Source organism: Rhodococcus sp. S3, assembly GCF_058211795.1.
In genome coordinates this window covers 2,820,477-2,834,933 of record NZ_CM177074.1, presented here as the reverse complement: position 1 = coordinate 2,834,933, position 14,457 = coordinate 2,820,477, and the positions used below count along the sequence as shown (strand labels likewise).

At 70.1% G+C, this 14,457-nt stretch carries 14 protein-coding genes and 1 tRNA gene; 13 read left to right on the top strand and 2 right to left on the bottom strand.

Going from position 1 to position 14,457, the window contains the following annotated elements; genetic code table 11:
- Window positions 1-62: 62 nt before the first annotated feature.
- The 13 genes from steA (at window position 63) to AC0LPE_RS13210 (ending at window position 12,815) form a co-directional block, all read left to right on the top strand.
- A complete protein-coding gene (gene steA, locus AC0LPE_RS13270; RefSeq protein ID WP_016695508.1) occupies window positions 63-1,247 on the top strand; it encodes a putative cytokinetic ring protein SteA in 1,185 nt (394 codons plus the stop codon).
- Window positions 1,244-2,194 (top strand): copper transporter, encoded by a 951-nt coding sequence (locus tag AC0LPE_RS13265; protein WP_490604647.1) that lies wholly within the window; start codon window positions 1,244-1,246, stop codon window positions 2,192-2,194. The genes steA and AC0LPE_RS13265 overlap by 4 nt, the downstream gene beginning before the upstream one ends.
- A gap of 159 nt (window positions 2,195-2,353) precedes the next feature.
- Window positions 2,354-4,108, top strand: a complete 1,755-nt coding sequence (gene pyrG, locus AC0LPE_RS13260; RefSeq protein ID WP_080597776.1) for a CTP synthase — start codon at window positions 2,354-2,356, stop codon at window positions 4,106-4,108.
- 5 nt (window positions 4,109-4,113) lie between these two features.
- Window positions 4,114-4,740, top strand: a complete 627-nt coding sequence (locus tag AC0LPE_RS13255; RefSeq protein ID WP_490604646.1) for an NUDIX domain-containing protein — start codon at window positions 4,114-4,116, stop codon at window positions 4,738-4,740.
- Window positions 4,741-4,743: 3 nt separating this feature from the next.
- Window positions 4,744-5,715, top strand: a complete 972-nt coding sequence (xerD, locus tag AC0LPE_RS13250; RefSeq protein ID WP_490604645.1) for a site-specific tyrosine recombinase XerD — start codon at window positions 4,744-4,746, stop codon at window positions 5,713-5,715.
- Between the two features lie 134 nt (window positions 5,716-5,849).
- Window positions 5,850-6,833 carry a ParA family protein gene (locus AC0LPE_RS13245; RefSeq protein WP_490604644.1) on the top strand — a complete coding sequence of 328 codons (984 nt, stop codon included), beginning with the start codon at window positions 5,850-5,852 and terminating at the stop codon, window positions 6,831-6,833.
- Window positions 6,834-6,838: 5 nt separating this feature from the next.
- The gene (locus tag AC0LPE_RS13240) at window positions 6,839-7,735 is read left to right on the top strand and encodes a segregation and condensation protein A (protein WP_490604643.1); all 897 of its coding nucleotides are present in this window, start codon (window positions 6,839-6,841) and stop codon (window positions 7,733-7,735) included.
- A 140-nt stretch (window positions 7,736-7,875) separates the two neighbouring features.
- Window positions 7,876-8,508 carry an SMC-Scp complex subunit ScpB gene (scpB, locus tag AC0LPE_RS13235; protein ID WP_229568341.1) on the top strand — a complete coding sequence of 211 codons (633 nt, stop codon included), beginning with the start codon at window positions 7,876-7,878 and terminating at the stop codon, window positions 8,506-8,508.
- Between the two features lie 10 nt (window positions 8,509-8,518).
- Window positions 8,519-9,739, top strand: coding sequence for a pseudouridine synthase (locus AC0LPE_RS13230; protein WP_490604642.1), 1,221 nt, complete (start codon window positions 8,519-8,521; stop codon window positions 9,737-9,739).
- 32 nt (window positions 9,740-9,771) lie between these two features.
- Window positions 9,772-10,434 (top strand): (d)CMP kinase, encoded by a 663-nt coding sequence (cmk, locus tag AC0LPE_RS13225; protein ID WP_490606352.1) that lies wholly within the window; start codon window positions 9,772-9,774, stop codon window positions 10,432-10,434.
- The gene (gene der / locus AC0LPE_RS13220; RefSeq protein ID WP_016695593.1) at window positions 10,431-11,861 is read left to right on the top strand and encodes a ribosome biogenesis GTPase Der; all 1,431 of its coding nucleotides are present in this window, start codon (window positions 10,431-10,433) and stop codon (window positions 11,859-11,861) included. Before cmk ends, der begins: the two co-directional genes overlap by 4 nt.
- A gap of 97 nt (window positions 11,862-11,958) precedes the next feature.
- Window positions 11,959-12,032 (top strand) — tRNA-Pro (locus AC0LPE_RS13215).
- 366 nt (window positions 12,033-12,398) lie between these two features.
- Window positions 12,399-12,815, top strand: a complete 417-nt coding sequence (locus tag AC0LPE_RS13210; RefSeq protein WP_026061784.1) for a VOC family protein — start codon at window positions 12,399-12,401, stop codon at window positions 12,813-12,815.
- A 21-nt stretch (window positions 12,816-12,836) separates the two neighbouring features.
- On the opposite strand, the gene AC0LPE_RS13205 is transcribed toward AC0LPE_RS13210, so the two are convergent.
- The gene (locus AC0LPE_RS13205) at window positions 12,837-13,232 is read right to left on the bottom strand and encodes an MmcQ/YjbR family DNA-binding protein (RefSeq protein WP_160877668.1); all 396 of its coding nucleotides are present in this window, start codon (window positions 13,230-13,232) and stop codon (window positions 12,837-12,839) included.
- Window positions 13,233-13,286: 54 nt separating this feature from the next.
- Window positions 13,287-14,315: a phosphotransferase family protein gene (locus AC0LPE_RS13200; RefSeq protein ID WP_490604641.1), complete on the bottom strand. Its 1,029-nt coding sequence runs from the start codon at window positions 14,313-14,315 to the stop codon at window positions 13,287-13,289.
- Between the last annotated feature and the right edge of the window lie 142 nt (window positions 14,316-14,457).

The window sequence follows — 14,457 nt, the reverse complement described above, 5'->3', positions numbered from 1 at the left end:
GTTCACACGACTACCGGCGCGCCTCCACAACCTCACTCGTATACCGGCGCATCATCTCTTGCATGAAGATGCCGGCGCTGCTGTCCCGTAACAACGAAACGTTGCCCGGAGTGAGTGGCATTGCCCGGGTCGACAGGAACACCGCGAAACTGCTGCGCCGGATCGGTCCCGGCGACGTGGTCGTCCTCGACGCCATCGACCTCGACCGCGTCACCGCCGACGCGCTCGTCGAAGCGGGCGTCACCGCGGTGATCAACGCGTCCCCGTCCATCTCGGGCCGGTACCCGAATCTCGGTCCCGAGGTGATCGTCGCGCACGACATCGTGCTCGTCGACAACGTCGGCACCGAGGTCTTCAAGAAGATCAAGGACGGCGCGAAGGTCCGGGTGCACGAGGGCGGCGTGTATGCGGGGGAGAAGCTGCTCATCGAGGGCGACGAGCAGACCGACATCGAGATCTCCGACCGCATGATCGAGGCGCGGACCGGGCTCGTCGACCACCTCGAGGCGTTCTCGGGCAACACCATCGAGTTCATCCGCTCGGAGAGTCCGCTGCTCATCGACGGCGTCGGCATCCCCGACATCGACCTGGACCTGCGCGACCGGCACGTCGTCGTCGTCTCCGACGGCCCCGGGCACGTGCAGGACCTCAAGGACCTCAAGCCGTTCATCAAGGAGTACTCGCCGATCCTGGTGGGTGTCGGCCCCGGCGCGGACGCCCTCTCCAAGGCGGGCTACCGCCCCGATCTCATCGTCGGCGACCCCGACGAGATCGGCACCTCCACCCTCAAGTCCGGTGCCGAAGTGGTGCTGCCCGCCGACCCGGACGGCCACGCCCCGGGTCTCGAGCGGATCCAGGATCTCGGCATCGGCGCGATGACCTTCCCCGCCGTCGGCACGCCCACCGACCTGGCGCTGCTGCTCGTCGAGCATCACGGTGCGGCGCTGGTGGTGACCGTCGGCAGCACCGTCTCGCTCGACGAGTTCTTCGACCACGGCCGCCGCGACACCAATCCGTCCGCGGTGATGACCCGCCTGAAGGTCGGACCGAAACTCGTCGACGCGAAGGCGGTGGCCACCCTCTACCGCAGCCGCGTCTCGGGCGGCGTGATCGCCCTGCTCGTCTTCGCGGCCCTCATCGCCGTGATCGCTGCGCTCGCCGTGTCCAACCTCGGTGGCGACGTCGTCGAACTCGCCCGTCAGTGGTGGGAGTCCGCCGTGGAGTGGATTCGGGGTCTGCGCGCGTGATCTCGATGCGCCATCACGTCGTCTCCCTGGTGGCGGTGTTCCTCGGCCTGGCGGTCGGGATCGTGCTCGGCTCCGGGTTGCTGGCCGACAGCGTCGTCTCCGGCCTGCGCGACGACAAGGCCGAACTGCGCCGCGAGGTCCAGGAGGCCGAGGACCACGGCAGCCGGCTCGAGGCACAGCTGCTCGCCGCCGACGGGTTCGACTCGACCATCGGCCCGCGGATCGTGCGCGACGAACTTCTCGACCGCACCGTCCTCCTCGTGACCACCCCGGACGCCGCCCCCGAGGACGTCGACGCCGTCGTCCGCTCCGTCGGTGACGCCGGCGGCCGGGTCACCGCCCGGATCGCGCTGACCGACTCGTTCATCGACGCCTCCGGCACCGACCAGCTCCGCACCACCGTCACCAACGTCGTGCCCGCCGGGGTGGAACTGCAGACCGGCGCCGTCGACCCCGGCAGCCTCGCCGGGGATCTGCTCGGCGCGGTGCTGCTCGTCGACCCGGGCACCGGACAACCGCGCAGCACCCCCGAGGAACGCGCCCTCGCCCTGACCACGCTGCGCAGCGGCGGTTTCATCACCTACGAGGACGCCCAGGTCGAACCGGCCCAGAGCGCCCTCGTCGTCACCGGCGACCACAGCGGCAACGCCGAACGCGCCGGCAACCGCGGGTCGCTCATCGCGCGCTTCGCGGGGGTCGTCGACGGCCGCGGCGCCGGCGCGGTGCTCGCCGGCCGCACCGGGGCAGCCGAAGGCAACGGACCGATCGCCGTCGTCCGGGCCGATGCCGCGCTCGCCGCGGGCCTGTCCACGGTCGACAACCTCGACCGCGAATCGGGACGCCTGACGACGGTCCTGGCGCTGCGCGAGCAGTACGACGGGGGCACCGGCCGCTACGGGACGGGGCCGAGCGCCACCGCCGTCACCGTCGGCTCCCCGGCCCGCTGAGCGCCGCCGCCTGTGACGTCGATTGCACCGGGGGCCCGCAATCGCGAGTCGGGTACGCGCCCGCCCACGGAGGTGTTACCGTGAAGTTCCGTGGGTCGGCAGGCCCCAGCTGTATCGCATCAGTCCAAAAGTCCTGCACCTGACGTCACGGGAGCTTCTTTGCCACAGTCACGCCACTCGCGTACCCCTACCAAGCACATCTTCGTCAGCGGGGGCGTCGCGTCCTCTCTCGGCAAGGGGCTCACAGCGTCGAGCCTGGGCACTCTGCTCACCGCACGCGGCATGCGCGTGACGATGCAGAAGCTCGACCCGTACCTCAATGTCGACCCCGGCACGATGAATCCGTTCCAGCACGGTGAGGTCTTCGTCACCGAGGACGGCGCCGAGACCGACCTGGACGTCGGCCACTACGAGCGCTTCCTCGACCGCGACCTGACCGCCGACGCGAACGTCACCACCGGCCAGGTGTACTCCACGGTCATCGCCAAGGAACGCCGCGGCGAATATCTCGGCGACACCGTGCAGGTCATCCCGCACATCACCGACGAGATCAAGCGCCGCATCCTCGCGATGGCCGCACCCGACGCCGAGGGCCAGACCCCGGACGTGGTGATCACCGAGATCGGCGGCACCGTCGGCGACATCGAGTCGCAGCCCTTCCTCGAGGCCGCCCGCCAGGTGCGCCACGAGGTCGGCCGCGACAACTGCTTCTTCCTGCACGTCTCACTCGTGCCCTATCTCGGGCCGTCCGGTGAGCTGAAAACCAAGCCGACCCAGCACTCGGTGGCCGCGCTGCGCAACATCGGTATCCAGCCCGATGCGCTCGTGCTGCGCTGCGACCGCGACGTGCCGGCCTCGCTCAAGGCGAAGATCTCGCTGATGTGCGACGTCGACGTCGCCGGTTGCATCTCCTGCCCCGACGCGCCGAGCATCTACGACATCCCGAAGGTGCTGCACAGCGAGGGACTCGACGCCTACGTCGTGCGCCAGCTCGGCCTGCCCTTCCGGGACGTCGACTGGACGGTATGGGGCAACCTGCTCGAGCGGGTCCACAACCCCCGCGAGACCGTCGAGGTCGCGCTCGTCGGCAAGTACATCGACCTGCCCGACGCCTACCTGTCGGTCACCGAGGCGCTGCGCGCCGGCGGTTTCGCGCACCGCGCGAAGGTCAGGATCCGCTGGGTCGCCTCCGACGAGTGCGAGACCGAGGCCGGTGCCGAGAAGCACCTCGGCGACGTCGACGCCGTCCTGATCCCCGGCGGCTTCGGCATCCGCGGCATCGAGGGCAAGCTCGGCGCCATCCGGTTCGCCCGCACCCGCCGGATCCCGCTGCTCGGCCTGTGCCTGGGCCTGCAGTGTGTCGTCATCGAGGCCGCCCGGTCGGTCGGCATCGAGGACGCCTCGTCCACCGAGTTCGATCCCGACACCACCGCCCCGGTCATCTCCACGATGGCGGACCAGGAACAGGCGGTCGCCGGTGAGGCCGATCTCGGCGGCACCATGCGTCTCGGTGCCTACCCGGCCGCGCTGAAGAAGGGCTCGGTCGTGGCCAAGGCATACGGCAGCGAGCAGGTCTCCGAACGGCACCGGCACCGCTACGAGGTCAACAACGCCTACCGCGACAAGATCGCCAAGTCCGGTCTGGTGTTCTCCGGCACTTCCCCGGACGGGCGGCTCGTCGAGTTCGTCGAGTACCCGGCCGAGCAGCACCCGTTCTTCGTCGCTACCCAGGCGCACCCGGAGCTCAAGAGCCGGCCCACCCGCCCGCACCCGCTGTTCTCCGGCCTCGTCGCCGCGGCACTGCAGTACAAGGCGGCCGAGCGACTCCCGGTCGACATCCACGGCGAGAACAGCACCTCCGAGGAATCGGTCGGCTCGACCGCGTCGACGTCCACCGCCGGCGACGCCGAGTAGTCGACATGGCGCAGCGACACGACTTCCGCACCCTGGACAGCCGGCGGATCTACACGGGCGCCATCGTGTCGCTGCGCGTCGACGACGTGGCGATGCCCGACGGGCACACCGCCGAACGCGAAGTGGTCGAACACCATGGCGCGGTCGCGGTGGTGGCCGTCGACGTGCAGGACCGGGTGGTGCTCGTGCACCAGTACCGGCACCCGCTCGGCCGGCGACTGTGGGAACTGCCCGCCGGGCTGCTCGACGCCCCCGGCGAGGACCCCCTCGACACCGCCCGCCGCGAACTCGCCGAGGAGACCGGCCTGGCCGCCGCCGACTGGGAACTCCTCGTCGACATCGCGCTCTCACCCGGATTCACCGACGAAGCCGTGCGCGTCTTCGCCGCCCGGGGCCTGAGCGCCGTCGACCGGCCCGAACCCGAGCACGAGGAGGCCGATCTCGAGGTCCACCGCGTCCCGGTCGACGAGGCCGTGGCGATGGTGCTGCGCGGGGAGATCGTCAACGCCACCGCGGTATCCGGTCTCCTCGCGTTCGCGACGGCCCGCGCGACGGGCACCGCGACCCGCGCACCGGATGCGCCGTGGCCGGACCGGCCCACCACCTTCGCCCGCACGCGCGCGGAGGGGTGAGCGGTGCTGCCCGGTGAGGAACGTCCCGCCACGCAGGTCGCTCCGCAGCCGTCCCCGACGCTTACCGGGCAACTCGACGCCTACCTCGCGCACCTGACCGTCGAACGGGGGGTCGCGGCGAACACCCTCGCCTCCTACCGCCGCGACCTGCTGCGCTACGTCGAACACCTCACCGACATCCACATCGGCGACCTCGCCGACGTGCACGAACACCACATCAGCGACTTCGCCGCGAGCCTGCGCCGGGGGGATCCGGAACGCAACCGCCCGGCGCTGGCGGCGAGTTCGGCCGCCCGCGCCCTGATCGCAGTGCGGGGCCTGCACCGCTTCGCCGCCGCCGAAGGACAGACCCCGGTCGATGTCGCCCGCACCGTCAAACCCCCGGCGCCCGGGCGTCGCCTGCCCAAGGCGCTGACCGTCGACCAGGTCAGCGCGATCCTCGATGCCGCCGCCCCCGACGCCGACGGGCCCCGCAGCCTGCGCGACCGCGCCCTGCTCGAGCTGCTGTACTCCACCGGCGCCCGCATCTCCGAGGCCGTCGGACTCGACGTCGACGACATCGACACCGAATCACGCACCGTGCTGCTGCGCGGCAAGGGCGGCAAGCAGCGACTCGTCCCGGTCGGCCGCCCGGCGCTCGGCGCACTCGACGCCTATCTCGTGCGCGGACGACCCGCCCTGACCACCGGCCGCACCGCCGCGGTCTTCCTCAACGCCCGCGGCGGCCGCCTGTCGCGGCAGAGCGCGTGGAAGGTGCTGCAGACCGCCGCCGAACGCGCCGGGGTCGATGTCGGGGTGTCGCCCCACACGCTGCGGCACTCCTTCGCGACCCATCTGCTCGACGGGGGCGCCGACGTACGCGTGGTGCAGGAGTTACTGGGGCATGCTTCTGTGACGACCACGCAGATATACACCCTGGTCACCGCCGGTGCCCTTCGCGAGGTGTGGGCGCAGGCGCATCCGCGGGCGCGATGACCGACTCCGCAGGGGACGCGTGTCCGTGCGGTGATCCTGCCGACGAAGCGGTAGCGTTCTGGGGACGAGCCGCCGGGTCACCCGACGGGTCGACGAGAAGACATCTGGGTCGCAAGACAGGGGGAGTACCGAACGTGGGCACACCTCGGCCACCCGCCACGTACATGGAGCCGGAGCACCTCCGGTCGAACACCGTCCCGGTCGACGCACACGGCCGCGAGGACACCGACAGAACGTCCACCACCGAGCCGGCCACCAGCGCCGGAACCGCCGCCGAGCCCGATCTCGGACCGACCGGCCGGCCACGACGTCCCGTCCCGGAACCGGTGCCGCTGTCCACCCACGGACCGGCCCGCATCATCGCGATGTGCAACCAGAAGGGCGGGGTCGGCAAGACCACCTCGACCATCAACCTCGGGGCGTCCCTCGCCGAGTACGGGCGCCGCGTCCTGCTCGTCGACCTCGATCCGCAGGGCGCACTGTCCGCCGGACTCGGTGTCGCCCACCACGATCTCGATCTCACCGTCCACAATCTGCTCGTCGAACCGCGGGTGTCCACCGACGACGTGCTCGTACGCACCCACGTCGAGGGCCTCGACCTGCTGCCGAGCAACATCGACCTGTCGGCGGCCGAGATCCAGCTCGTCTCCGAGGTCGGCCGCGAACAGGCACTGGGCCGCGCCCTGTACCCGATGCTCGACCGCTACGACTACATCCTCGTCGACTGCCAGCCCTCGCTCGGATTGCTCACCGTCAACGCGCTCGCGTGCGCCGACTCGGTGCTCATCCCCATGGAGTGCGAGTTCTTCAGCCTGCGCGGCCTGGCGCTGCTCAACGACACCGTCGCCAAGGTCCGCGACCGGCTCAACCCGAAGCTCGCCGTCGCCGGCATCCTCGTCACGATGTTCGACCAGCGCACCCTGCACGGACGTGAGGTGATGTCGCGGGTCGTGGAGGTCTTCGGCGATCTCGTCTACGACGCCGTCATCAACCGCACCGTGAAGTTCCCCGAGACCAGTGTCGCCGGCGAACCCATCACCCGCTGGGCACCGACCTCTGCCGGCGCCGAGTCGTACCGCGCCCTCGCGCGGGAAGTGATCCACCGGAGCGGTCGCTGAGCCCCGTGCACGCACCTGTCCAGGACTCGGCGGACACCGGCACGGCACCCGACGCGGAGGTCGAGGCGGTGGTCCTCGAGGAACCCACCGAACCGGCCCAGCCGGAGGTCGAGGAGACCACCTCGGGTTTCCACGTGCGCCTGCGCAACTTCGAGGGCCCCTTCGATCTGCTGCTCACCCTCATCTCGCAGCGCCGCCTCGACGTCACCGAGGTGGCACTGCACGAGGTCACCGACGACTTCATCGCCTACACCCGCAAACTCGGCCCCGAACTCGGCCTCGATCAGACCACCGAGTTCCTGGTCGTCGCCGCGACCCTGCTCGACCTCAAGGCCGCCCGGCTGCTGCCCGCCGGTGAGGTCGACGACCCCGAGGACCTCGCCCTGCTCGAGGCCCGCGACCTGCTGTTCGCGCGTCTGCTGCAGTACCGGGCGTACAAGCAGATCGCCGAACAGTTCGCCGCCCTCGAGGCCGCGGCGCTGCGCCGCTATCCGCGCGCGGTGTCGCTCGAGGAGTGCTACGAGACTCTCGTACCGGAGGTCGTGCTCGGCGTCGACGCGCACCGCTTCGCCGAGATCGCCGCCGCGGCGTTCCGGCCGAAACCACCACCGACCGTCGGCCTCGACCACCTGCACACCCCGAAGGTGTCGGTTCCCGAACAGGCCGCCCACATCCTCGGTCTGTTGCGTGCCCGTGGCGCCGGGGTCTGGGTCGGATTCGACGAACTCGTCGCCGACTGCGATCTCGGGCTGCTGGTCGTCGCGCGGTTCCTCGCGTTGCTCGAGCTCTACCGCGAACGCGCCGTCACCTTCGAACAACCCGACCCGCTCGGACACCTGCAGGTCGCGTGGACGGGGGAGACCGACGGGGAGGCCATCGATTTCGAGGAGGACTACGGGTGAGCGACGACACCGTCGCGCGGGAGCACGCGGACGACGCTGCGCCCGAGAGTGATGCTGCGCCGGGGAGCGCGGACGGCACCGCGCGGGAACGTGACGAAGACACTGCGCCGGAACGCGCGTGGGACGGGGAACTTCTCGAGATCGCCGACGACGAACTCACGGCAGCACTCGAGGCACTGTTGCTCGTCGTCGACACCCCTGCGCCGACCGAGCAGCTCGCGACGGCCATCGGGGTCACCGCCGACCGCGCCGAGGCCGCGCTGCGGCGTCTCGCACAGGACCTCACCGCGCGCGGATCGGGCATCGACCTGCGGTTCGCCGGCGACGGCTGGCGCTTCTACACGCGCCGCGACTTCGCGCCCTACGTCGAGAAACTGTTGCAGGGCGGGGCGCGCACGAAGCTCACCCGCGCCGCGCTCGAGACGCTCGCCGTGATCGCCTACCGGCAACCGGTCACGCGCAGCCGTGTCCGTGCCGTGCGCGGCGTCAACGTCGACGGGGTGATGCGCACCCTGCTCGCGCGGGATCTGATCGCCGAGGCGGGTACCGATCCGGAGACCGGCGGCACGCTCTACGTCACCACGGAGCTGTTCCTCGAACGCCTCGGCCTGGCGTCTCTGCAGGATCTGCCGCCCGTTGCGCCGCTTCTGCCCGATGTCGATGTGATCGACGACATCGCCGACAGTCTCGAGTCGGACCCACGATTTGAGAGAATGGGAAAGAACGCGCGTCCCGAGACTCTCTCGCCCGCGGAGTTCGATCCAGAGAACTGACAGGAACCAAGTGAATACACCCGCTCGCCGTGATGGCACACCGGACCGTAGAAGAAACAATCCCCGCAGCGCGAACACGCGCAACACCGGGGGATCCCGCTCGGGACGCGCGGACGCACCGCGTTCCGGAGGACGCACCGAAGCACCGCGTTCCGGAGGACGCACCGAAGCACCGCGTTCCAGCGGACGCACCGACGCTCCCCGCTCGGGGCGCGCAGGGGCTCCCCGTTCGGGGGAGCGCACCGACTCACCCCGCTCCGATCGCCGGGCCACTCCCGGCCAGTCGGCCGGAGGCCGCAATCCGGCCCAGTCGGCCGGAGGCCGCAATCCCGCCCAGCCGGCCGCCGGCCGCAAACCGCACCGCAAGGGCACCTCGACCGGTAAGCCCTCCAAGCCTGCCGCCAAGCGCGCGGCGCAGCGCGTCGTTCCGACCGTGAGCAACGCTCGTCCCGCGCGTCACCAGCATCGCGAAGCCGGCCCCGCCCAGCTGCCCGCCGGTGAAGGCGTGCGGCTGCAGAAGGTGCTCGCCCAGGCCGGCGTCGCCTCGCGCCGCGCCGCCGAGGAACTCATCGCCGCGGGTCGCGTCGAGGTCGACGGCAACATCGTCGTCGAACAGGGCCTGCGCGTGGACCCGGAGAACGCCGTGATCCGGGTCGACGGCGTCCGCGTCGTCATCAACAAGGATCTCGTGCACCTCGTGCTGAACAAGCCTCGCGGCTGGCAGTCCACGATGTCGGACGATCTCGGCCGTCCCTGCGTCGGTGACATCGTCTCCGAACGCGTCGCCGCCGGGCAGCGCCTGTTCCACGTCGGTCGTCTCGACGCCGACACCGAGGGTCTGCTGTTGCTCACCAACGACGGCGAACTCGCGCACCGGTTGATGCACCCGTCCTTCGAGGTGCCCAAGACCTACCTGGCGACCGTCAAGGGTGTGCTCGCCCGCGGTGTCGGCAAGCAGCTCAAGGCCGGCATCGAACTCGAGGACGGACCCGCCTCCGTCGACGAGTTCTCGCTGCTCGAGGTGCACGAGGGCCAGTCGCTCGTGCGGCTCGTGCTGCACGAGGGCCGCAAGCACATCGTGCGGCGCCTGCTCGATGCGGTCGGGTTCCCCGTGATCCGGCTCGTGCGCACCAATATCGGTCCCGTGGCGCTCGGCGACCAGCGTCCCGGCACCCTCCGTGTCCTCGGCCGCAACGAGGTCGGTGGCCTGTACCAGGCGGTGAAGCTGTGACCGCCGCACCGGCCGACGCGCTGGTCGTCGCGATGGACGGACCGTCGGGCACGGGCAAGTCCACCGTCTCCAAGCGCCTCGCGCAGCATCTCGGTGCCGCCTATCTCGACACCGGCGCGATGTATCGCATCGCGACGCTGCACGCCCTGCGCCGCGGCACCGATCTGACCGATCCGGCGGCGATCGCCACGGCCACCGCCGACCTGCCGTGGTCGATCGGCACCGACCCCACCGTCGAGGACATCCGCCTCGACGGGGACGACGTGCGCGAGATCATCCGCGGCGCCGAGGTCACGGCCGCGGTCTCCGCGGTCTCCGCCGTGCCCGAGGTGCGCACCCTGCTCGTCGAGGCCCAGCAGCGTCTCGGTTGCGCCGAGCACCGCGTCGTGATCGAAGGACGCGACATCGGCACGGTCGTCTTCCCCGACGCGGACGTGAAGATCTTCCTCACCGCCTCGGCGGAGGCCCGTGCGCACCGGCGCAACAACCAGAACATCGCCGAGGGTCGCGGCGACGACTACGAGGCGGTCCTCGCCGCGGTGCAGCGCCGCGACCACCTCGACTCCACCCGCGCGGTGTCCCCGCTGCGCGCGGCGGACGACGCGGTCGTCGTGGACACCAGCGACATGAACATCGACGAGGTGATCGCCGCGCTGCTCGCGGTGGTCGCCGAGCAGACTGGAGCGAAGCTGTGAGCGACGACCTGAGCACCGACTACACCGGGTTCGACGGCGACGGCACCTGGTCGGAAGAAGGCGACTGGGACATCGAGTTCGCCGAGGGCGGCGATCTCGAGGAGTTCGTGCCGGTCCCGACCGTCGCTGTGGTCGGCCGACCGAACGTGGGCAAGTCCACCCTGGTCAACCGCATCATCGGCCGACGTGAAGCCGTCGTCGAGGACGTCCCGGGTGTCACCCGCGACCGCGTCTCGTACGAGGCGTCGTGGAACGGCCGCCGATTCATGGTGCAGGACACCGGCGGATGGGAGCCCGACGCGAAGGGCATGCAGCAGTCCGTGGCCCGTCAGGCGGAGGTCGCGATGCGCACCGCCGACGCGATCCTCGTCGTCGTCGATGCCACCGTGGGCGCCACCAGCGTCGACGAGGCCGTCGCGAAGGTGCTGCGCCGGTCCAAGACTCCGGTGCTGCTGGTGGCGAACAAGGTCGACGACGACCGCGTCGAATCCGAGGCCGCAGCCCTGTGGTCCCTCGGACTCGGCCAGCCCTATTCGGTGTCGGCCACCCACGGCCGCGGCACCGGCGACCTGCTCGACGAGCTGCTCGCCAAGCTGCCGGCCACACCCCGCGAGGGCACCGGTGGGGAAGGGCCTCGCCGCGTCGCGCTGGTGGGCAAGCCGAACGTCGGCAAGTCGAGCCTGCTCAACAAGCTCGCCGGCGACGAGCGGTCGGTGGTGCACGACATCGCCGGCACCACCGTCGACCCGGTGGACTCGATCGTCGAGCTCGGCGGCAAGCCGTGGCGATTCGTCGACACCGCAGGTCTGCGCAAGCGCGTCAACAGCGCGTCCGGCGCCGAGTTCTATGCCTCCCTGCGCACGCGCGGTGCGATCGACGCGGCCGAGGTTGCGGTCTTGCTCATCGACGCCTCGCAGCCCATCACCGAGCAGGACCAGCGGGTCATCACGATGGTCGTCGAGTCCGGCCGCGCCCTGGTGATCGCGTTCAACAAGTGGGATCTCGTCGACGAGGACCGCCGCTACGAACTCGGCCGCGAGATCGACCGCGACCTGTTGCGGGTGCCGTGGGCGTCGCGGGTGAACATCTCCGCCAAGACCGGTCGCGCCGTGCAGAAGCTCGTCCCGGCCATGGAGACCGCCCTCGAGTCGTGGGACAAGCGCATCTCGACCGGACGCCTGAACTCGTGGCTCAAGGAGGTCGTGGCCGCGACTCCGCCGCCGATGCGCGGCGGTCGCCTGCCCCGGGTGCTGTTCGCCACCCAGGCGGCCACCCGGCCGCCGACCTTCGTGCTGTTCACCACGGGCTTCCTCGAGGCCGGCTACCGCCGCTTCCTCGAACGTCGCCTGCGTGAGGAGTTCAACTTCGACGGCAGCCCCGTGCGGATCTCGGTGCGCGTGCGGGAGAAGCGCGACCGCCGCAAGTGAGCTCCCGACGCCCGGTCGTGAAAACGCGCTGACCAGCCGATTAGTGTTTCGGTCCGTTCCTGTTGTAATCTCTGAGAGCGCTCGGAGAGAGCGCGGACGGGCTGTGGCGCAGCTTGGTAGCGCACTTGACTGGGGGTCAAGTGGTCGCAGGTTCAAATCCTGTCAGCCCGACAGCGAAAACCCCTTCCGACTCCGGTCGGAAGGGGTTTTCTCGTTTCTGCGGGGGTCTCATCCGGTCGTCGCCTGCGCAGCGGTACGCACCCCCGTGAACCTCACCGACGGTGACGAGGACGAGGCAACGGTGTCCGACGGCGACGTCTCGTCGTGGGCGGTTGCGTGACGTGCGGTCGGGCGCGTGCCGGCCGACCTCGTCGACCGACCCGAGTACGCCCGAGCCACAGTGACGGTCTCCTGACACGGATCGCGCCGAACGGTCCCGGATCCGGTGCGCACCGTCCACGATGAGAAATGCGTCGGCGGACGGTCATTCTCCGTGCGGCACCATCCGTGCCCTGCGGCACCCGCGAAAGGACCATGATGACCACTCGATTCAATCCCTATCTCGCATTCCGCGATTCCGCACGCGAAGCCATGGAGTTCTACAGGTCGGTGTTCGGTGGTGAGCTGACGGTGAGCACATTCGGCGACATGCACGACTGGGACGATCCGAACGAGAACGCGAAGGTGATGCACTCGATGCTCACCACCGACCGCGGTTTCGTGCTCATGGCCTCGGACACCCCGCAGGGAACGGATTACACGCCCGGCACGAACTTCTCGCTCTCGCTCAGCGGGGACGACGAGAGCGTGCTCCGGGGTTGGTGGGACGCACTGACCGCGGACGGTCGTGTCGACATGCCGCTCGAGCGAGCCCCGTGGGGCGATCTGTTCGGCATGTGCACCGATCGCTTCGGCGTGTCGTGGATGGTCAGCATCGGCGACCAGCAGGGCTGAACCCGCGCCGGTCGGCGCCCGTCAGCCGAGACGGGCGTCGAGCTCGCGCACCAGCTTCGCCGGCGCGGTCTGCCGATAGGACATGTCGAGCAGTTCGGCGACCTCGTCCCAGTCCACCTCCGGACGGGCGAGGTCGTACCCGACCCACCCGGACGGCCCGAAGTACATCGGCACATAGGTGTGGGATTCCTCGAGCAGCGCGCGGCGTTCCTCCTCGTCGGGTTTGACGATGAGGGAGCGGGGAAACGGTGCGCGGGTGCCCTTCTCGCCGCCTCCGAAGACCGCGAAGGCCGTACGTGTGGAGAAGAACGGACGGCCGTGCGAGATCTTCTCGCTCGCGCCGGGCAGGGCCAGCGCGAGCGAGCGCACACGGGCGAGCAGAGGATCCGCCTCGTCGAACATCACCGGATGCGGCATGGGCGGAGCGTACCGAGCGACTACGACAACGGTCGCGGGATCGACTCCTCGGAATCAACTCTTCCGGCTCTTCAGCGCATCGATACCGGCGTGCAACAGCGGCTCGACACCGCGGCCGAGTTCCTCGAACCCCTCGCCGACCGTCTTGCCCTGGCGGAACCGGAAGTAGATGCCCTCGAGGATCACCGCGAGCTTGTAGTAGGCCAGGGCGAGATGGAACGCCATGTCCGACAGGTCACGTCCGCCCGCGGCCTCGTACCGTGCAAGCAGTTCGTCGTCACCGAGGAAGCCCGGAGCGCGGGACACCGTCGAGACGGGGAACTCCGTGTTCCCCCGCGCCAGCCGCTGGTACACCAGCAGCAACGCCACATCGGTGAGGGGATCGCCGAGCGTGGCCATCTCCCAGTCCAGCACCGCGACCACCTTGTCGTCGTCGTCGACGAGGACGTTGTCGAGCCGGTAATCGCCGTGCACGATGCCCACCTCGCCGTCGCCGGGCAGATTGTCGACGAGCAGCCGGTGCAGCTCGTCGGCGCCGTCGAGGTCCCGGCCGTGCGAGTTCTCGAGCTGTGTGGTCCAGCGCCGCACCTGCCGCTCGAGGAAGCCCTGGGGGCGGCCGAAGTCCTCGAGCCCCACGGTCGCCGGGTCCACCGCGTGCAGGGCTGCCAGGGTGTCGACCATCCGCTCGGAGATCACGCGCGTGCGCTCGGCGCCGAGCGGTTCGAGTTCCTCCGCGGTGCGATAGGGCGTCCCCACGACCAGATCCATGAGGTAGAAGGGCGCGCCGAGCACCGAATCGTCCTCGCACAGCAGATACGAGCGGGGGACCGGTACCGCGGTGCCGGCGAGCGCGGAGATGACGCGGTACTCGCGGGCCATGTCGTGTGCGGTCGCAAGGACGTGTCCGAGTGGGGGACGGCGCAGCACCAGCCGCCGGTCGCCGTCGGTCACCTCGTAGGTGAGATTCGAGCGCCCGCCGCTGATCAGGCGGGCGCGGAGGGGACCGGAGAACAGGTCGGGGGCGGAGGTCTGCAGATAGGCATCGAGCGCATCGAGGTCGAGGCCGGCGGGCACGTCGTTCATCGAGCTCCTTTCCGTCGGCTCCCACTATGACCGCGGGCGGGGATCCGTGTCCGGAGAACTCCCACCCCGGGTAGTTACTCCGAGCGGGACGGAAACCGTAGATATCCAGAATATCCCTCCTCGCGACCGACGCCACCGACAC

Excerpts from the sequence above, each read along its gene's own strand:
- steA (WP_016695508.1), top strand. The coding sequence starts at position 63 with ATGAAGATGCCGGCGCTGCTGTCCCGTAACAACGAAACGTTGCCCGGA.
- AC0LPE_RS13255 (WP_490604646.1), top strand. The coding sequence starts at position 4,114 with ATGGCGCAGCGACACGACTTCCGCACCCTGGACAGCCGGCGGATCTAC.
- cmk (WP_490606352.1), top strand. The coding sequence starts at position 9,772 with ATGGACGGACCGTCGGGCACGGGCAAGTCCACCGTCTCCAAGCGCCTC.
- AC0LPE_RS13210 (WP_026061784.1), top strand. The coding sequence starts at position 12,399 with ATGACCACTCGATTCAATCCCTATCTCGCATTCCGCGATTCCGCACGC.
- AC0LPE_RS13205 (WP_160877668.1), bottom strand. The coding sequence starts at position 13,232 with ATGCCGCATCCGGTGATGTTCGACGAGGCGGATCCTCTGCTCGCCCGT.
- AC0LPE_RS13200 (WP_490604641.1), bottom strand. The coding sequence starts at position 14,315 with ATGAACGACGTGCCCGCCGGCCTCGACCTCGATGCGCTCGATGCCTAT.